16 protein-coding genes are annotated in these 17233 nt (G+C 71.8%); 11 read left to right on the top strand and 5 right to left on the bottom strand.

The genetic code is table 11. The annotated features are described in order from the left end of the window. Positions 1-46 precede the first annotated feature (46 nt). From ACFY9S_RS27030 to ACFY9S_RS27050, 5 genes are all read left to right on the top strand, one after another. Entirely contained in the window at positions 47-1198 is a 1152-nt protein-coding gene (locus ACFY9S_RS27030; RefSeq protein ID WP_391132732.1) for an ATP-binding protein, read from the top strand. Between the two features lie 130 nt (positions 1199-1328). Continuing rightward, positions 1329-2456: a phenylalanine--tRNA ligase subunit alpha gene (gene pheS / locus ACFY9S_RS27035; RefSeq protein ID WP_391132734.1), complete on the top strand. Its 1128-nt coding sequence runs from the start codon at positions 1329-1331 to the stop codon at positions 2454-2456. Continuing rightward, entirely contained in the window at positions 2456-4969 is a 2514-nt protein-coding gene (gene pheT / locus ACFY9S_RS27040) for a phenylalanine--tRNA ligase subunit beta (RefSeq protein ID WP_391132737.1), read from the top strand. The genes pheS and pheT overlap by 1 nt, the downstream gene beginning before the upstream one ends. A gap of 329 nt (positions 4970-5298) precedes the next feature. Continuing rightward, positions 5299-6639, top strand: a complete 1341-nt coding sequence (locus ACFY9S_RS27045) for a transcriptional regulator (RefSeq protein ID WP_391132740.1) — start codon at positions 5299-5301, stop codon at positions 6637-6639. A gap of 107 nt (positions 6640-6746) precedes the next feature. Further along, positions 6747-7292, top strand: coding sequence for an NUDIX hydrolase (locus tag ACFY9S_RS27050; protein WP_388251285.1), 546 nt, complete (start codon positions 6747-6749; stop codon positions 7290-7292). A 1-nt stretch (position 7293) separates the two neighbouring features. Here the strand turns inward: ACFY9S_RS27050 and ACFY9S_RS27055 are convergent, their stop codons facing one another. Then, positions 7294-7551, bottom strand: coding sequence for a hypothetical protein (locus tag ACFY9S_RS27055; protein ID WP_388251287.1), 258 nt, complete (start codon positions 7549-7551; stop codon positions 7294-7296). Positions 7552-7768: 217 nt separating this feature from the next. Between ACFY9S_RS27055 and ACFY9S_RS27060 the strand changes: the two genes are divergently transcribed. Beyond that, positions 7769-7999, top strand: a complete 231-nt coding sequence (locus ACFY9S_RS27060; protein ID WP_391132744.1) for a hypothetical protein — start codon at positions 7769-7771, stop codon at positions 7997-7999. Between the two features lie 22 nt (positions 8000-8021). On the opposite strand, the gene ACFY9S_RS27065 is transcribed toward ACFY9S_RS27060, so the two are convergent. Next, a complete protein-coding gene (locus ACFY9S_RS27065) occupies positions 8022-8897 on the bottom strand; it encodes a 3-hydroxybutyryl-CoA dehydrogenase (protein ID WP_391132794.1) in 876 nt (291 codons plus the stop codon). A 177-nt stretch (positions 8898-9074) separates the two neighbouring features. Between ACFY9S_RS27065 and ACFY9S_RS27070 the strand changes: the two genes are divergently transcribed. After that, complete coding sequence (locus ACFY9S_RS27070) at positions 9075-10304, top strand: family 10 glycosylhydrolase (RefSeq protein WP_391132745.1); 1230 nt, start codon at positions 9075-9077, stop codon at positions 10302-10304. A 34-nt stretch (positions 10305-10338) separates the two neighbouring features. Here ACFY9S_RS27070 and ACFY9S_RS27075 read toward each other — a convergent pair whose 3' ends face one another. Both ACFY9S_RS27075 and ACFY9S_RS27080 read right to left on the bottom strand, forming a co-directional pair. After that, positions 10339-10539 (bottom strand): DUF1918 domain-containing protein, encoded by a 201-nt coding sequence (locus ACFY9S_RS27075; protein ID WP_107458238.1) that lies wholly within the window; start codon positions 10537-10539, stop codon positions 10339-10341. Between the two features lie 94 nt (positions 10540-10633). After that, positions 10634-11554: an EamA family transporter gene (locus ACFY9S_RS27080; protein ID WP_391132749.1), complete on the bottom strand. Its 921-nt coding sequence runs from the start codon at positions 11552-11554 to the stop codon at positions 10634-10636. Here ACFY9S_RS27080 and ACFY9S_RS27085 point away from each other — a divergent pair. From ACFY9S_RS27085 to ACFY9S_RS27095, 3 genes are all read left to right on the top strand, one after another. Further along, positions 11553-12989: an aminotransferase class I/II-fold pyridoxal phosphate-dependent enzyme gene (locus tag ACFY9S_RS27085; RefSeq protein ID WP_391132752.1), complete on the top strand. Its 1437-nt coding sequence runs from the start codon at positions 11553-11555 to the stop codon at positions 12987-12989. The two genes, ACFY9S_RS27080 and ACFY9S_RS27085, sit on opposite strands and share 2 nt — an antisense overlap. A 40-nt stretch (positions 12990-13029) precedes the next feature. Next, the gene (locus ACFY9S_RS27090; protein WP_391132755.1) at positions 13030-13470 is read left to right on the top strand and encodes a GNAT family N-acetyltransferase; all 441 of its coding nucleotides are present in this window, start codon (positions 13030-13032) and stop codon (positions 13468-13470) included. Between the two features lie 73 nt (positions 13471-13543). Then, on the top strand, positions 13544-14062 hold the full coding sequence (locus ACFY9S_RS27095) for a histidine phosphatase family protein (RefSeq protein ID WP_391132758.1): 519 nt from the start codon (positions 13544-13546) through the stop codon (positions 14060-14062). Here ACFY9S_RS27095 and ACFY9S_RS27100 read toward each other — a convergent pair. Further along, the gene (locus tag ACFY9S_RS27100) at positions 14044-14484 is read right to left on the bottom strand and encodes a DUF6314 family protein (protein WP_391132797.1); all 441 of its coding nucleotides are present in this window, start codon (positions 14482-14484) and stop codon (positions 14044-14046) included. The two genes, ACFY9S_RS27095 and ACFY9S_RS27100, sit on opposite strands and share 19 nt — an antisense overlap. A 137-nt stretch (positions 14485-14621) precedes the next feature. Here ACFY9S_RS27100 and ACFY9S_RS27105 point away from each other — a divergent pair, with 137 nt between their 5' ends. After that, entirely contained in the window at positions 14622-17108 is a 2487-nt protein-coding gene (locus ACFY9S_RS27105; RefSeq protein WP_391132761.1) for an alpha-L-arabinofuranosidase C-terminal domain-containing protein, read from the top strand. Positions 17109-17233: the final 125 nt, after the last annotated feature.

The raw sequence follows: 17233 nt of genomic DNA on the forward strand, positions 1-17233 counted from the left end.
ACCAGCTCAGGACCCCTCTGCGGAGCCTTGGAGGTGGGGTACGGGGATGAGTGTCGGTACGAGCAGCGCGCCAGGGGCCCAGGACGCCGGGCGCCCACCCGCCGCGTCCCGGCCACCCGGTGATCCCGCCGGCCTCGGCATCGACCCCGACCACCTGCCCGACGGGCTCGTCGTCGCCGACGAGCAGGGCCACGTGATCTGCTTCAACGCCGCCGCCGAGCGCATCACCGCCGTCCGCGCCCGGGACGCCCTCGGGCAGCGGCTGGAGAAGGTCCTGCCGTTAGAGGACCTGGAGGGCCGGCGCTGGTGGCAGCTGACCGATCCGTACGGCGGCCTCGCCATCCGCGTCGGACAGCCCGAGCGCAACCTTCTCCTGCCCGGCGGCCGTGAGGTGCTGGTCTCCGCGCGCTACGTCCGCACCCGGCCCACCGGCCCCGTCCGGCGCCTCGTCGTCACCCTGCGCGACACCGAGGCCCGCCGCCGCACCGAGCGCAGCCACGCCGAGCTGATCGCCACCGTCGCCCACGAACTGCGCTCCCCGCTCACCTCCGTCAAGGGCTTCACCGCCACGCTGCTCGCCAAGTGGGAACGCTTCACCGACGACCAGAAGCGGCTGATGCTGGAGACAGTCGACGCCGACGCCGACCGGGTCACCCGGCTGATCGCCGAGCTGCTCGACATCTCCCGGATCGACTCCGGCCGGTTGGAGTTGCGCCGCCAGCCCGTCGACATCGGCGCCGCCGTCGGACGGCACATCCAGGCCTACGTCGCCGCCGGGCAGCCCGCCGACCGGTTCCTGCTGCGCGTCCAGCAGCCGCTGCCCGACCTGTGGGCCGACCCCGACAAGATCGACCAGGTGCTCAGCAACCTGCTGGAAAACGCCGTGCGCCACGGCGAGGGAACTGTCACGATCGACGTCACGGCCACGGCGTCCCTCCGCGAGGGCGAGTACGCCGAGAACGCAGCCACGTCGGTCACCGTGAGCGACGAGGGCCCCGGCATCCCGGAGGAGTCCATGAACCGCGTCTTCACCCGCTTCTGGCGGGGCAGCAAGCGCGGCGGCACCGGCCTCGGGCTCTACATCGTCAAGGGCATCGTCGAAGCCCACGGCGGCACCATCACGGTCGGTCGCGCCCCCGGCGCCGGCGCCGAGTTCCGATTTACGTTGCCCGTGAGCGCTCCGGCCTATCTCGCCTGAGCCCCCCACGGGCGCATTCGCATACCTCCACCCCGTTAGACTCGGCCATTGGCACCTTTGTGTCCCTTCAGGCAGCCGTCCGAGTCGGTGACGGGGACCTTCAGCCAGCCAACCGGAAGCACGGGAAGAGATGTCGGCACCGAATAAGTCGTACGACCCGGTCGAGGTCGAGACGTTGAAACCGGAAGAGATCGAGCGCATGCGGGACGAGGCGCTCGCCGCCTTCGCCGCCGCGGACTCCCTCGAAGCGCTCCACGAGGCCAAGGTCGCCCAGACCGGCCCCGCCTCCCCGCTGGCCCTCGCCAACCGCGAGATCGGCGCGCTGCCCCCGCACGCCAAGGCCGAGGCCGGCAAGCGCGTCGGCCAGGCCCGCGGCGCCGTGAACAAGGCCCTCGCCGCCCGCCAGGTGGAACTCGAGGCCGAGCGGGACGCGCGTGTGCTCGTCGAGGAGGCGGTGGACGTCACGCTGCCGTACGACCGCGTACCGTCCGGCGCCCGGCACCCGCTCACCACCATGATGGAGCGGGTCGCGGACGTCTTCGTGGCCATGGGCTACGAGGTCGCCGAAGGTCCGGAGGCCGAGGCGGAGTGGTTCAACTTCGACGCCCTCAACTTCCTGCCCGACCACCCGGCCCGGCAGATGCAGGACACCTTCTTCGTGCAGGGCCCCAAGGGCACCGAGGAGTCCGGGTCCGGCGTCGTCCTGCGCACGCACACCTCCCCGGTGCAGGCCCGCGCGCTGCTCGACCGTGAGCTGCCGGTCTACATCGTCTGCCCCGGCCGCGTGTTCCGCACCGACGAACTGGACGCCACGCACACGCCCGTCTTCCACCAGATCGAGCTGCTCGCGATCGACGAGGGCCTGACCATGGCGGACCTCAAGGGCACGCTCGACCACATGGTCCAGGCTCTGTTCGGCGCGGACATGAAGACCCGGCTGCGGCCGAACTACTTCCCGTTCACCGAGCCGAGCGCCGAGATGGACATGCTCTGCTACGTCTGCAAGGGCGAGTCCATCGGCAACCCCGACCGCCCCTGCCGCACCTGCTCCTCCGAGGGCTGGATCGAGCTGGGCGGCTGCGGCATGGTCAACCCGCGGGTGCTCACGGCCTGCGGCGTCGACCCCGAGAAGTACAGCGGGTTCGCCTTCGGGTTCGGCATCGAGCGGATGCTGATGTTCCGCCACAACGTCGAAGACATGCGAGACATGGTCGAGGGTGACGTCCGGTTCACCCGGCCGTTCGGGATGGAGATCTGATGCGGGTCCCGCTTTCTTGGCTGCGGGAGTACGTCGACCTGCCGGAGACGGAGACCGGTCGGGACGTGCAGGCCAAGCTCATTTCGGCCGGTCTGGAGGTCGAGACCGTCGAGCAGCTCGGCGCCGACCTCAAGGGGCCGCTGGTCGTCGGCCAGGTGCTGACCATCGAGGAGCTGGAGGGCTTCAAGAAGCCGATCCGCTTCTGCACCGTCGATGTCGGCCAGGCCAACGGGACGGGTGAGCCCCAGGAGATCGTCTGCGGCGCCCGTAACTTCGCGGTCGGCGACAAGGTCGTCGTGGTCCTGCCCGGCGCCTCGCTGCCCGGCGGTTTCACGATCTCCGCGCGCAAGACGTACGGCAGGAACTCGCACGGCATGATCTGCTCCAGCGACGAGCTGAACATGGGCGACGACGGCACCAAGGGCATCATCGTGCTGCCCCCGGAGACCGAGGTCGGCAAGGACGCGATCGAGCTGCTGGAACTGGTCGACGAGGTCCTCGACATCGCCGTCACGCCCGACCGCGGCTACTGCCTGTCCATCCGCGGCGTCGCCCGCGAGACCGCCATCGCCTACGGCCTGCCGCTGCGCGACCCGGCCCTGCTCGACGTGCCCGGCCCGAACGCCTACGGCTACCCGGTGCAGGTCTCGGACCCGACCGGCTGCGACCGCTTCACGGCCCGCACGGTGACCGGCCTCAGCGCCGAGGCCCGCTCCCCGATCTGGCTCCAGCGCCGGCTCCAGAAGGTCGGCATGCGCCCGATCTCCCTCGCCGTCGACGTCACGAACTACGTGATGACGGAGCTCGGCCAGCCGCTGCACGCCTACGACCGCGGCCTGGTCGAGGGCACCATCGGCGTGCGCCGGGCCGAGGCGGGCGAGAAGCTCACCACCCTCGACGGTGTCGAGCGCACGCTGGACACCGAGGACCTGGTGATCACCGACGACCGGGGCCCCATCGGGCTCGCCGGCGTCATGGGCGGCGCCAACACGGAGATCGCCGACCACGACGACGTGGAGAACGCCACGGCGGACGTCGTCATCGAGGCCGCGCACTTCGACGCGGTGTCGATCGCGCGCACCGCCCGCCGCCACAAGCTGTCCTCCGAGGCGTCCCGGCGCTTCGAGCGAGGTGTCGACCCGCAGGCCGCCGCTGCCGCCGCGCAGCGCACCGTCGACCTGCTGGTGCTGCTCGCGGGCGGCACCGCCGAGGCCGGCGTCACCGAGGTCCTCGCTCCCTCCGCGCCGCGCACCATCGCCGTCCCGGCCGACCACCCGGACAAGGTCGCGGGCGTCGCCTACGGCCGCGAGACCGTCGTGCGCCGCCTCCAGGAGGTCGGCTGCGACGTGTACGGGCAGGACGACCTGATCGTCACCGTGCCGTCCTGGCGGCCCGACCTCACCGACCCGAACGACCTGGCCGAAGAGGTCATCCGGCTGGAGGGCTACGAGAACCTGCCCTCAACGCTGCCCAGGCCGCCGGCCGGCCTCGGCCTGACCGAACGGCAGCGGCTGCACCGCCGCGTGGGCCGTGCCCTGGCCGGTGCCGGGTACGTCGAGGCGCTGAACTACCCGTTCATCGGTGAGCAGGTCTTCGACCAGCTCGGCCTGGAAGCGGACGACCCGGCCCGCCGCGTCGTGAAGCTCAGCAACCCGCTGAACGACGAGGAGCCCGCACTGCGCACGTCGCTGCTGCCGGGCCTGCTCGCCGCCCTGCGCCGCAACGACGGCCGCGGCTCGCACGACCTCGCGCTGTTCGAGTCCGGCCTGGTCTTCCTGCCGCGCGCGGAGCAGCGGATCGCGGCCGTGCTGCCCGTCGACCGCCGTCCGACCGACGAGGAGCTCGCCGAGCTGAACGCGGCGCTGCCCGAGCAGCCGCGGCACGTGGCCGTCGTCCTCGCCGGTGCGCGCGAACAGGCCGGCTGGTGGGGCAAGGGCCGTCCGGCCGACTGGGCCGACGCGGTCGAGGCCGCCCGGTCCGTCGCCCGTGAGGCCGGTGCCGAACTCGTCATCCGCAAGGGCCAGTATGGACCGTGGCACCCCGGGCGGTGCGCCGAGCTGGTGGTCACCGTGGACGGCGCCGAGCGGGTCGTGGGGCACGCGGGCGAGTTGCACCCGCGGGTGGTGAAGGCCCTCGGACTGCCCGCGCGCAGCTGCGCGATGGAGATCGACCTGGACGCGGTGGAGGCCGCCGGTGACGCCACGGCCGCGGCGCCGCGGATCTCCACGTTCCCCGTCGCCACGCAGGATGTCGCCCTGGTCGTCGACGCGGTGGTTCCGGCGGCGGAGGTCGAGGAGGCCCTGCGGGCCGGCGCCGGGGAACTGCTGGAGTCCATCCGGCTGTTCGATGTGTACGAGAACGCCGAGCAGTTGGGCGAGGGGCGGAAGTCGCTCGCGTATGCGTTGCGGTTCCGGGCGGCTGACCGGACGCTGACGGTGGATGAGGCGTCGGCGGCCCGGGACGCGGCGGTTGCTCTTGCGGGTGAACGCGTAGGGGCTGAGTTGCGGAGTTAGCGTCGTGGGGGACTGCGCTGTCTTGCCGGCTGCGAGTTGGTGGTGGCTGGTCGCGCGGTTCCCCGCGCCCCCTACGGGGCGTGGCCGGCGGAGCCGTCCGCCCCGCCACGGAGTGTCGGGCAGGCGGCCGGGCGGACGGCGGTAGCGGGCCGCCGCACTGTACGAGGGGGAGTCGGCGGCCCGGCCGGCCTCTTTCGAGGCATCTCAGTCAACCCGTCGGCGACTCTCAGCGACAGTGCGCGCACCGTGCGGATTCGAGTACTCCGTTCACACCCCGTGTGAAGGCGGAACCACTAACCTGGCCGCACCGAGCCACCCGGGGGGCCCACATGCAGCCCAACACTCTGCTCGACGCGATCCTGGACGAGGCGGGGATCTCGCACGCGGGGCTGGCCGCACACGTCAATCAGGCGGGACGGGCGCGTGGCCTGTCCCTGAGGTACGAACACACCGCCGTCGCCCGGTGGTTGAAGGGGCAGCGCCCCCGCGGTCAGGTGCCCGACCTGATCTGCGAGGTGCTCGCGGCCCGGCTGCAGCGGCCGGTGACCCTCGACGACATCGGCCTCGGCATGCCCGGCGAGCCGTCCGCCCCGCACACCGGCTCGCTGTCCGGGTTCGTCGAACGGGCCACCGCGCTGTGGCGATCCGACCAGCAGCAGCGCCCGCACCTCCTGGGCGCACCCGCGCTCACCGGCACGCCGGCCGTGATGCCGGTGTGGGAGTGGGAGAACCCGCCCGAGGACGTGGACGTCTCCCGCGGCGGCAGACACCGTGTCACCCCGGGCGACCTGGAGACGCTGCGGGCCGCCCGGACGCACTACGAGCAGATGTACCGCAAGGCAGGGGGCATCGCCACGCGCGCCCGCATCGTCGGCTTCCTCAACGCCGAGGCCGCGCCGCTGCTGCGCGGCAGCTACACCGACGAAACCGGCCGCCAACTGCACCGGGCCACCGGCGGGTTGGTGGCGGTCGCCGGTATCTGCGCCTACGACTCCGACGCGCACGGCCTCGCCCAGCGCTACTTCCACCAGGCTCTGCGGCTGGCCAAGGCCAGCGGGGACCGGGGTCTCGGGGCGTATGTGATCGCCCTGCTCGTCAACCAGTCGCTGTTCATGCGGGAGTACCGGCAGTCCGTCGCCTTCGCGGAGGCGGCGCTGCGGGCCGCCGGCAAGCACATCACCCCGGCGCTCGCCTCCGACCTCTACGCGATGCAGGCCAAGGCGTACGCGCATCTCGGCGACGGCGGGAGCGCCCTGTCCTGCATCCGGCGGGCGGAGCAGGCCGCCGAGCGCATCCGGCGCGGCTACGAGCCCGACGAGACCGGTTATGTCCAGCCCGGGCTCGTCAACGTCCAGGTGGCGGAGGCGCTGCTGAGCCTCGGGGAGATCGCGGCCGCCGGGGAGCATGCCGCGGCCGCTGTCGACAACCCGGCGCACGACCGCGGCCGGGTGCACCGGCTGGCCATGCTCAGCACCATCGAGCTGCGGCAGGGCAACGCCGACAAGGCGGTGGTCATCGCCGTGCAGATGGCCGAGCAGGCCCGGGGCATGGAGTCCCAGCGGCTGCGCGACCGGCTGCGCGCGGTGCGGGAGCACCTGGTGCGCAGTGGCTGTGCGGGCACGGCCGAGGCCGCCGAACTCATCGACGGGGCCCTGCGCGTACCGTTGTAGACCCGGGCGGTGGTGCCCGGTCTCGCTCCGAGGCGCTTCCCGTGCGCCTGCTGTCCCTCCGTCCCTGCTGCGATATTGCCACTTACTCGACGGAAGGTGGCAGAACCGTGCAGTGGACGAAACACAACGAGCAAACTGTGTACTCAAACCGCTGGTTCAGCGTCAATCTCGCGGATGTCGAACTGCCGGACGGCAGGCACCTGGACCACTTCCTCATACGGCTGCGGCCCGTCGCGGTGGCCACGGTCGTGAACGAGGCCAACGAGGTGCTGCTGCTCTGGCGGCACCGTTTCATCACCGACAGCTGGGGGTGGGAACTCGCGGCGGGCGTCGTCGAGGACGGCGAGGACGTCGCCCGCGCGGCCGCCAGGGAACTGGAGGAGGAGACCGGCTGGCGGCCGGGACCCCTGCGCCACCTCATGAGCGTGGAGCCGTCCAACGGGCTCACCGACGCCCGGCACCACGTGTACTGGGCCGACGAGGGCGAGTACGTCGGGCACCCGGTGGACGACTTCGAGTCGGACCGCAGGGAATGGGTGCCTCTCAAGCTCGTCCCCGACATGGTCGCCCGCGGCGAGGTCCCGGCCGCCAACATGGCGGCCGCGTTACTGCTGCTGCACCATCTCAGGCTCGGTCAGGACACGCTGCCCTGAGTCAACGGCCCAGGGTCTGCCAGATCGCCATGACGAGGGCACCCACGGCGGTGAGGGCGGCGACCGCGGGCAGCGGCCAGCGCGCGTGTTCGAGCGTGTGGATCCGGGTGTTGAGCTCCTCGATCTCCTTGGCGGTCTCCTCGGTGCGGTGGCTGAGCAGAGCCAGTCCGCCCTCGACGCGGGCGTAGGCCACATCGAGGCGGCGTCGTAACTCTGCGAGTTCTCCGTGGACGACGGGATGCTCGGGATCGGCGGTCACGAGTCCGCTCCTTTCCGTAGTCGTTTCACATCCCTTGCCTGCGCTGTGGAGTCAACTCGCCTGGTGGGCGCATGGGGAGAGTGTGCGAGGGGCATATGCGAGCCCGGCGCGCACACGGTGTGTGAATGCCGCGAGCCCGGCACCAAATCCGGTGCCGGGCCCGCAGCATGGCCGAAATCTGACCGTCCGTAATCGGCCTCGGGGGTACCCGGGACTCATGACGAAGTGGCAGAAGAACGCGGCGTATGCGCTGGCGCTCTACGCGCTGTTGGTCGTGGTGTTCCGGTACTCCTCCGGCGGACAGGGGTGGGGCACGGCGCTGTTGGTCGCTCTCGTGGCCACTCCGCTCGCCTTCTGGATGGGCTGGCTGCGCCGCCGCATCAGCGAGCAGGCGCAGGAATGGGGACGCCGCCGGTTCCGGCCGTGGCCGGAGGAGCGGCGGCGTTGAGGCGGCTGTGTCAGCCGGACGGTCAGGCGTACGTGTAGAAGCCCGAGCCCGACTTGCGGCCCAGCCGGCCCGCGTCGACCATGCGCTGCAGGAGCGGGGGAGCGGCGTACAGGGGCTCCTTGTACTCCTCGTACATGGACTGCGCGACCGAGACGACCGTGTCCAGGCCGATCAGGTCGGACAGCTTCAGCGGGCCCATCGGGTGGGCGCAGCCCATCTCCATGCCGTTGTCGATGTCCTCGCGGCTGGCGATGCCCGTCTCGAACATCCGGATCGCGGAGAGCAGGTACGGGATCAGCAGCGCGTTGACCACGAAGCCGGAGCGGTCCTGGGCACGGATGGCGTGCTTGCCCAGCAGCTTCTCCGTGAACAGCTGGGCGCGCCCGATGGTGCCCTCGGACGTGGTCAGCGCCGGGATCAGCTCGACGAGCTTCTGCACCGGAGCCGGGTTGAAGAAGTGGATGCCGATGACCTGGTCGGGCCGCGACGTCGCCACCGCCAGCTTCACCAGCGGGATGGACGAGGTGTTGGAGGCCAGGATCGCGTCCGGCCGGGTCACGACCTGGTCCAGGACCTGGAAGATCTCGGTCTTGACCTGCTCGTTCTCGACGACGGCCTCGATCACGAGGTCACGGTCGGCGAACTCGCCGAGGTCGGTGGTGAAGCTCAGGCGGGCCAGCGTGGCCTCCTGCTCCTCCTCGGTGATCTTGCCGCGCTCGGCCGCCTTGGCCAGGGAGGTGAACAGCCGGGTGCGGCCGATCTCCAGGGCTTCGCCGGTGGTCTCGGCGACCATGACGTCCAGGCCGGCCCGGGCGCACACCTCGGCGATCCCCGCGCCCATCTGACCGCAGCCCACGACTCCGACGCGTGCAATGTCTCCCGCTGGGATGTCCGTCACATCGTCCCTTTCGCTGCTGATCCACATCCGGGCAGGTTCGCCGGGTCCCGGGGCCTGCTCCGTTCGTGCACGTTACTCCGAAGTATCGATGATCGATCGCGGGGGTCGGGTCCGCGTCGGGCATGCTGGGCCCGAACGATCCGCGACCGGCGGATCCGCGGCTTTTGGGGCATGCGGATGGGACGAGTGTCACGCAGGGCGTTCGCGGTGGCGGCGCTGTCGGCCTTCACGATGATGCCTCAGGCGTCGGCCGCGACCGGACGCCGGGGCGGAGCACCGGACTCCGAGATGCGGGGCGTCTGGATCGCGACCGTGGCCAACCGCGACTGGCCCTCGAAGGCCGGGCTCACCGCGTCGCAGCAGCGCGCCGAACTGCTCACCCATCTCGACACCGCCGTCCGCAACCGGCTCAACACCGTGTTCTTCCAGGTCCGTCCCACGGCGGACGCCCTGTGGCCCTCGCCGTACGAGCCCTGGTCGCAGTACCTCACCGGCACCCAGGGCAAGGACCCCGGCTGGGACCCGCTGGGCACGGCGGTCGAGGAGGCGCATGCGCGGGGCCTTCGGCTGCACGCCTGGTTCAACCCGTACCGGGTCGCCACGCACGCCGACCCGACCCGGCTCGCCGCGTCCCATCCCGCCCGCGAGAACCCCGACTGGGTGGTGACGTACGGCGGGAAGCTCTTCTACGACCCGGGGCTGCCCGAGGTCCGCGCCTTCGTCGAGGACGCGATGCTGGACGCGGTGGCGAAGTATCCCGTGGACGGCGTCCACTTCGACGACTACTTCTACCCGTACCCCGTGGCGGGGCAGAGCTTCGACGACGACGCGGCCTACGACGAGCACGGCGGCGGCTTCCCGGACCGTGCGGCCTGGCGGCGGGACAACATCGACCGGCTGGTCCGGGAGACGGCGGACCGCATCAAGGAGGTCCGGCCGGATGCCCGCTTCGGCATCAGCCCCTTCGGCGTGTGGCGCAACGCCGCGACCGACCCGCTCGGCTCGGACACCCGGGCGGGCGTGGAGACGTACGACGATCTGCACGCCGACACGCGGAAGTGGGTGCGCGAGGGCTGGATCGACTACATCGTCCCGCAGCTGTACTGGAACATCGGTTTCGCCGCCGCCGACTACGCGAAGCTGGTGCCCTGGTGGGCGGAGGTCGCGAACGGCAGCCCGACACAGCTCTACGTGGGGGAGGCGCTGTACAAGGCCGGTGACCCGGCCCAGCCCGCGGCGTGGCAGGAGGCGGGCGAACTCTCCCGGCACCTGACGCTGGCCGGGGAGTACCCGCAGGTCCGCGGACACGCCTACTTCGCCGCCAAGGACGTGGCGTCCGACCGGCTCGGCGCGATGGCGCGGGTCGTCGCCGACCACTACGGGCAGCCGGCGCCGCCCCCGCGCTGAGGGGGCGACCCGGACGGGCACAGGGACCCCTGAGTCACGGCCCGGTGGTGGTCTCCCTGTGCCGGATCTCCGTGTCCGGCCCGGGCGAGCACACGCCCTCGTGCCCGTCCTCGAACCGGACACGGTACGGGGGGCCGCCCTCCTGGCCGAGCACTTCGACGATCTCGCCGACCTTGTCGTGCTGACCGACCACCCTGCCGTGCTGGACAAGCTGGTCGCCCACGGTTGCGCGCATCTGGGGCCTCCTCACGAGGTGCGGAGCAGCGGTCCGTGGCCTGGCGAGTCCACGGCGCGGGGCGCCTGCCGACAGGCGCCCCGCGCCGTCCCGCTCAGCCGCGTGATCGCTGTGTGACGGCGATGCAGACCAGCACCGCCGCGGCCGTCAGCGGGGCGGCGACCGTGAGGTGCTCGCCCAGCAGCAGCACCGACCACACCAGTGTGAGCAGCGGCTGGGCGAGCTGCAACTGGCTGGCCTTGGGGATGCCGATGGCCGCCATACCGCGGTACCAGACGACCAGCCCGACGAACTGGGAGCCCGCCGCGACCCACAGCAGTCCGGTGACGCTGTGCGCGGTCAGCCGCACGGGCTCCTGCGTCAGGGCGAGCGCGGCGACGGGCACGGTCAGCGGCAGGCACAGCACCAGAGCCCAGCCGATCACCTGCCAGCCCGGCATGACCCGGGCCAGCCGGCCGCCCTCGGTGTAGCCGGCCGCGCAGACCAGCAGCGCGGCGAAGAGGTACAGGTCGGCGGTGGTCAGGGCGCCGCCGCTCTGCTGCGCGGTGAAGGCCAGCACCGCCGCCGCGCCCGCGCAGGCCGCGATCCAGAAGGTGCGCGAGGGCCGGGTGCCCACGCGCAGCGCGGAGAGGAGAGTCGTCGTCAGCGGCAGCAGCCCGACCACGACGGCGGCGTGCGCGGTGGTGGAGGTCTCCAGCGCGAGCGTGGTGAGCAGGGGGAAACCGAGGACGACACCGGCCCCGACGACCGCGAGCCCCGGCCAGTGCCGACGGGCCGGCGGTGGCACGCGCAGCAGCAGGAGCGCGGTGCCCGCGATCACCGCGGCCAGGACGCTCCGCACGGCGACCAGCGACCAGGGCCCGAAGCCCTCCAGCCCCCAGGCGGTGGCCGGGAACGTCAGGGAGAAGGCGACGACGCCGAGGGCGGCCTGAAGGGTGCCGAACCCGGGGCGCTCCGGGCCCGGGGTGGCGACTGCTATCGGTGATGCCGTAGTAGCGCTACTCTGTGCTCTCATGCAAGAGCGTAGCAGCGTAGGTGAGCTGGCAGAGCAACTGAGGCGGGAACTCGACCGCTACTCACCCGGTGGAAAGCTGCCGTCGAGTCGAGCGCTCGTCGAGCGGTTCCGGGTGAGCCCGGTGACGGTGTCGCGGGCCCTGGCGCAGCTCGCCGCCGAGGGACTGGTGGTCACCCGGCCCGGCGCGGGCGCCTTCCGCGCGCAGGCCCGTTCGGCGCCGGCCCCCGCCGGGGACACCTCCTGGCAGGAGGTCGCGCTCAGCGCCGACGGTGCCGCCGACCTCGTGCCGCGCTCGGTCGACGCCTCCGGGGTGCTGGTGTCGCTGGCCGCACCGCCGCCCGGCGTGATCGAGTTCAACGGCGGCTATCTGCACCCGTCGCTGCAGCCGGAGCGGGCGATGGCCGCCGCCCTCTCGCGGGCCGGGCGCCGTCCCGGTGCCTGGGGACGGCCGCCCATGGAAGGGCTGCCGGAGCTGCGCGAGTGGTTCGCGCGGAGCATCGGCGGCGCGGTCACGGCCGCCGAGGTGCTGATCACCGCAGGCGGGCAGTCCGCGCTCACCACCGCCCTGCGCGCCCTCGCCCCGCCCGGCGCCCCCGTCCTGGTCGAATCGCCGACCTACCCCGGCATGCTCGCCATCGCCCGTGCCGCCGGCCTGCGCCCGGTGCCCGTCCCGGTGGACGCCGACGGCGTGCGACCGGAGCTGCTCGCCGACGCGTTCCGGGCCACCGGCGCCCCGGCCTTCGTCTGTCAGCCGCTCTTCCAGAACCCCACCGGCGCGGTCCTCGCGCCCGGGCGGCGCGCCGAGGTGCTGCGCATCGCCCGGGAGGCGGGCGCGTTCGTCGTCGAGGACGACTTCGTACGGCGGCTGGTGCACGAGGACGCGGGGCCGTTGCCGCGCCCGCTGGCCGCCGACGACCCCGACGGCGCCGTCGTCCACGTCTCCTCGCTCACCAAGGCGACCTCGCCCAGCTTCCGGGTGAGCGCCCTGGCCGCGCGCGGGCCGGTCCTGGAGCGGCTGCGGGCCATCCAGGTCGTCGACACGTTCTTCGTGCCGCGCCCGCTCCAGGAGGCGGCACTCGAACTCGTCGGCTCGCCCGCCTGGCCGCGGCACCTGCGGGCCGTCTCCGCGGAGTTGAGGGCACGCCGGGACGCGATGACCGGCGCCCTCGCCCAGCACCTGCCGGAGCTCGCCCTGCCGCACATCCCGTCCGGCGGCTACCACCTGTGGCCCCGTCTGCCCGACGGAACCGACGAGGCGGCCCTGGTGTCCGCCGCCCTTCGCGCCGGCGTCGCGATCACCCCCGGCCGCCCCTACTTCAGCGCCGAGCCGCCCGCCGGGCACATCCGCCTCAGCTTCGCGGCGGTCGCCGGGACAGGGGAGATCGCCGAGGGCGTACGACGGCTGCGCACGGCCTGCGACGAGGCGCTGGGATAACCGTTCGACGCACCTGAGGGCCGCCTGCGAGCATCGCGGCATGACCGACACCCCGAGCCTGCCCGAGGGCTGCGAGATCTCCACCGACCCCGGCCGCGTGGACCGCGAGCGCGTGCACCACTGGCTGTCCACCGACGCGTACTGGGCGCTGGGGCGTACCCGGGAGAAGCAGGACCGGGCGATCGAGGGGTCGCTCAACTTCGGTGTGTACGAGACGGTTTCGGGGGAGCAGGTCGCCTACGCGCGGGTGATCACCGACCGGGCGACCTTCGGGTGGCTGTGTGACGTGTACGTCGATCCGTCGGTGCGCGGCAAGGGCGTCGGCGGCGCGCTCGTGGCCGCCGTGCGGGACGAGCTGCGGTCGTACGGGGTGCGGCGGGTGCTGCTCGCCACGCACGACGCGCACGGGGTCTACGAGAAGTTCGGGTTCGCCCCGCTGGAGCGGCCCGAGCACTGGATGGCGCTCGTCTTCGGCCGGTGAAGGCCGGCACACCCTCGGTAACTCGTAGGTAACACCTCTTGACCTGCGCACTTGCTGCGCCCACGATCTCCGCATGCCACTTCGGGTCACCTTTGTCGCCGCCGCGCGCAGTTCCCCGGTGCTCGCCGAGCGCGCCGCGGCCGAACTGCGCTACTGCTCGCCGACTCCGCGCAGCCGGGCGACGGGGGAGGGCCTCGGGTACGCGCCGCTGGTGCAGCTGGGCCTGCGCGACTGTGACATGGGCCGGTGGCGCGGGCTGACCCTGGGCGAGGCGATGGCCAGGGAGCCGGATGCCGTGGACGCCTGGCTGGCCGACCCGCGCGCCACACCGCACGGCGGGGAGTCGCTGGTCGACTTCATCACCCGGGTCGGCGGCTGGCTGGACACCCGGCCCGTCGAGGACGGCTGCCGGGTCGTGGCGGTGGCCGAGCCGTCCGTGATCCGGGCGGCGCTGGTGTACGCCCTGAAGGCGCCCCCCTCGACGTACTGGAACATCGACGTCCGCCCGCTGTCGACGACTTCCGTGACGGGCCGGGCGGGGCGCTGGAACCTGCGCTTCGAGGGGGCGTCCACTCAGGCCTCGCGCGCGTAGCCGGTGCGCAGGAGCAGGTCCTTGGCGGGGCCGCGGACGTGCCACACCGTCCGCCAGTGGTCCGCGTCCAGAACGGTGAACTCTCCGCGGTAGAGGTCCGCCGAGCAGGGATGACAGGCGGCATGGCGGCCGGACGTCAGGTCGAGGTCGTGGAACGGCCTCCCGTCGGCGAACCGCACGTCCGCCGTGCCGCCCTGACCGGGCAGGAACCGCAGGGTCCGCTCCGCGGGCCGGGCGACGCCCTGCCAGACGAAGGTGCCGGACTCGTGGTGCAGCAGCCCGCCGGTCTTCTCCGCGCGGAACTCGGTGGTGCCGGTGAACTCCCCCTCCGCGCCGCTCGCGAGATCCCGCACCGACCGTGTCACGCGCCAGCACCCGGCCAGATATGCCAGCACGTCCGGCACTGGCCAGAACTCGCCCATGCGGTACCGCTCTCCGTCCCACGGGTTGCTGCACGACCCATTGACGCGCATCCGTCCCCTCCCTATCTTGCCGTTCGAAGTGCTGATCAATGTCTGATATTTCGAACACTCCTCTATCAGAGAGCCGCGGAGTATCCATGCCAAGCACCACCGCCAGCACCCGATGGAGAGTGGGTCTCACGACCACAGCCCTCCTGACGGCAGCAGCCCTCGTACCGGCCCCCGCGCACGCCGAGGACGTCGCCGACTACGCGATCACCGTCGACCCGTCCGCCAGGGGCGCCGCGATCGACGACACGATGTACGGCGTCTTCTTCGAGGACATCAACCGGGCCGCCGACGGCGGTCTGTACGCCGAGCTCGTGCAGAACCGATCCTTCGAGTACTCCACCGCCGACAACGGTTCCTACACGCCCCTGACCTCGTGGACGGCCGGCGGCACGGCCGAGGTCGTGAACGACGCGGGCCGCCTCAACGAGCGCAACCGCAACTACCTCTCCCTGGGCGCCGGCTCGTCCGTCACGAACGCCGGCTACAACACCGGCATCCGGGTCGACAAGGGCAAGCGGTACGACTTCTCCGTCTGGGCCCGCGCCGCGAGCGGCACCACGCTCACGGTCTCGCTGAAGGACACCGCGGGCACGCTCGCCACCGCCCGCCAGGTCGCCGCGAAGGGCGGCTGGGCCAAGTACAAGGCCACCTTCACGGCGACCCGCACGAGCAACCGCGGTCGGCTCGCCGTCGCCTCGTCGAACGCCGCCGCGCTCGACGAGATATCGCTCTTCCCGCGCGAGACGTACAAGAACCAGCCGAACGGCCTGCGCAAGGACCTCGCCGAGAAGATCGCCGCCCTGAAGCCCGGCTTCGTGCGCTTCCCCGGCGGCTGCCTGGTCAACACCGGCTCCATGGAGGACTACAGCGAGGCCTCGAACTGGCAGCGCAAGCGCAGCTACCAGTGGAAGGACACCATCGGGCCCGTAGAGCAGCGCGCCACCAACGCCAACTTCTGGGGCTACAACCAGAGCTACGGTCTCGGCTACTACGAGTACTTCCGCTTCTCCGAGGACGTCGGCGCCATGCCGCTGCCCGTCGTCCCCGCCCTGGTGACCGGCTGCGGCCAGAACAAGGCCACCGACGACGACGCCCTGCTCAAGCGGCACATCCAGGACACCCTCGACCTCATCGAGTTCGCAAACGGCCCGGCGACCTCCAAGTGGGGCAAGGTCCGCGCGCGGATGGGCCACCCCAAGCCGTTCCACCTGACCCACGTCGGGGTGGGCAACGAGGAGAACCTCCCGAAGGAGTTCTTCGCCCGCTTCGAGCAGTTCCGGACGGCCATCAAGGCGAAGTACCCGGACATCACCGTCGTCTCCAACTCGGGCCCGGACGACGCCGGCACGACCTTCGACACCGCCTGGCAGCTCAACCGCGAGGGCAAGGTCGACATGGTCGACGAGCACTACTACAACAGCCCGACCTGGTTCCTGCAGAACAACGACCGCTACGACTCCTACGACCGGAACGGCCCGAAGGTCTTCCTCGGCGAGTACGCCTCCCAGGGCAACGCCTGGAAGAACGGCCTCTCCGAAGCCGCCTTCATGACCGGCCTGGAGCGCAACGCCGACATCGTCAAACTCGCCTCGTACGCCCCGCTGCTCGCCAACGAGGACTACGTGCAGTGGCGGCCGGACATGATCTGGTTCAACAACCGGGCCTCCTGGAACTCGGCCAACTACGAGGTCCAGAAGCTGTTCATGACCAATGTCGGCGACCGCGTCGTCCCGTCGAAGGCCACCACGACCCCGGACGTCAGCGGCCCCATCACCGGCGCCGTCGGCCTGTCGACGTGGGCGACCAGCGCCGCCTACGACGATGTGAAGGTCACCTCGGCGGACGGCTCGACGCTGCTCAGCGACGACTTCTCCGGTGACGCCTCGAAGTGGACCACCAGCGGCCGTGGCAGCTGGAGCGTCCAGGACGGGAGCTTCGTCCAGACCGACACCGCCGCCGAGAACACCCTGGTCACGGCGGGCGACCCGGCCTGGAAGGACTACGACCTGCATGTGAAGGCCACCAAGAAGTCCGGCAAGGAGGGCTTCCTCGTCGCCTTCGGCGTCAAGGACACCGGCAACTACTACTGGTGGAACCTGGGCGGCTGGAACAACACCCAGTCCGCGATCGAGCAGGCCGTGGACGGTGGCAAGGGCACGCTGATGACGAAGGCGGGGTCGATCGAGACCGGCCGCGCCTACGACATCGACATCAAGGTCCGCGGCCGCCAGGTCACCCTCTTCCTCGACGGCAAGGAGTGGGGGAGCTTCAAGGACGACAAGCCGGCCGAGCCGTTCCGCCAGGTCGTCACCAAGGACGCGAAGACCGGTGACCTGATCGTCAAGGTCGTCAACGCCCAGTCCGCCGAGGCCCGTACGGCGGTCGACCTCGGTGGCGTCAAGACCGCCTCCACGGCCCGTGTGACCACGCTGGCCGCCGACGAGGACGCCGTGAACACCGAGACGGACACCCCGGTGACACCGGTGACGTCCACGCTCCGGGGCGTGGCCGCGAAGTTCACTTACACCTTCCCGGCGAACTCCGTCACGTTCCTGAGGATCAAGCAGAAGTAGGACCCGCCGGGGGGGGGGGGGGGGGCCGCGGGGGCCGCCCCCCCCCCCCCCCACGGGCGCGCGGGGGGGCCCCCCCCCCCCCCCCCCCCCCCCCCCCCCCCCCACTGCGGCGCCCCGGAGACCAC

It is taken from the genome of Streptomyces sp. NPDC012474, from assembly GCF_042955185.1.
Taxonomy (GTDB): Bacteria; Actinomycetota; Actinomycetes; order Streptomycetales; family Streptomycetaceae; genus Streptomyces; species Streptomyces cahuitamycinicus.

Coding starts and splice junctions, on each gene's coding strand:
- ACFY9S_RS27030 (WP_391132732.1), top strand. CDS start 47: ATGAGTGTCGGTACGAGCAGCGCGCCAGGGGCCCAGGACGCCGGGCGC.
- pheS (WP_391132734.1), top strand. CDS start 1,329: ATGTCGGCACCGAATAAGTCGTACGACCCGGTCGAGGTCGAGACGTTG.
- pheT (WP_391132737.1), top strand. CDS start 2,456: ATGCGGGTCCCGCTTTCTTGGCTGCGGGAGTACGTCGACCTGCCGGAG.
- ACFY9S_RS27045 (WP_391132740.1), top strand. CDS start 5,299: ATGCAGCCCAACACTCTGCTCGACGCGATCCTGGACGAGGCGGGGATC.
- ACFY9S_RS27060 (WP_391132744.1), top strand. CDS start 7,769: ATGACGAAGTGGCAGAAGAACGCGGCGTATGCGCTGGCGCTCTACGCG.
- ACFY9S_RS27070 (WP_391132745.1), top strand. CDS start 9,075: ATGGGACGAGTGTCACGCAGGGCGTTCGCGGTGGCGGCGCTGTCGGCC.
- ACFY9S_RS27075 (WP_107458238.1), bottom strand. CDS start 10,539: ATGCGCGCAACCGTGGGCGACCAGCTTGTCCAGCACGGCAGGGTGGTC.
- ACFY9S_RS27085 (WP_391132752.1), top strand. CDS start 11,553: ATGCAAGAGCGTAGCAGCGTAGGTGAGCTGGCAGAGCAACTGAGGCGG.
- ACFY9S_RS27080 (WP_391132749.1), bottom strand. CDS start 11,554: ATGAGAGCACAGAGTAGCGCTACTACGGCATCACCGATAGCAGTCGCC.
- ACFY9S_RS27090 (WP_391132755.1), top strand. CDS start 13,030: ATGACCGACACCCCGAGCCTGCCCGAGGGCTGCGAGATCTCCACCGAC.
- ACFY9S_RS27095 (WP_391132758.1), top strand. CDS start 13,544: ATGCCACTTCGGGTCACCTTTGTCGCCGCCGCGCGCAGTTCCCCGGTG.
- ACFY9S_RS27100 (WP_391132797.1), bottom strand. CDS start 14,484: ATGGGCGAGTTCTGGCCAGTGCCGGACGTGCTGGCATATCTGGCCGGG.
- ACFY9S_RS27105 (WP_391132761.1), top strand. CDS start 14,622: ATGCCAAGCACCACCGCCAGCACCCGATGGAGAGTGGGTCTCACGACC.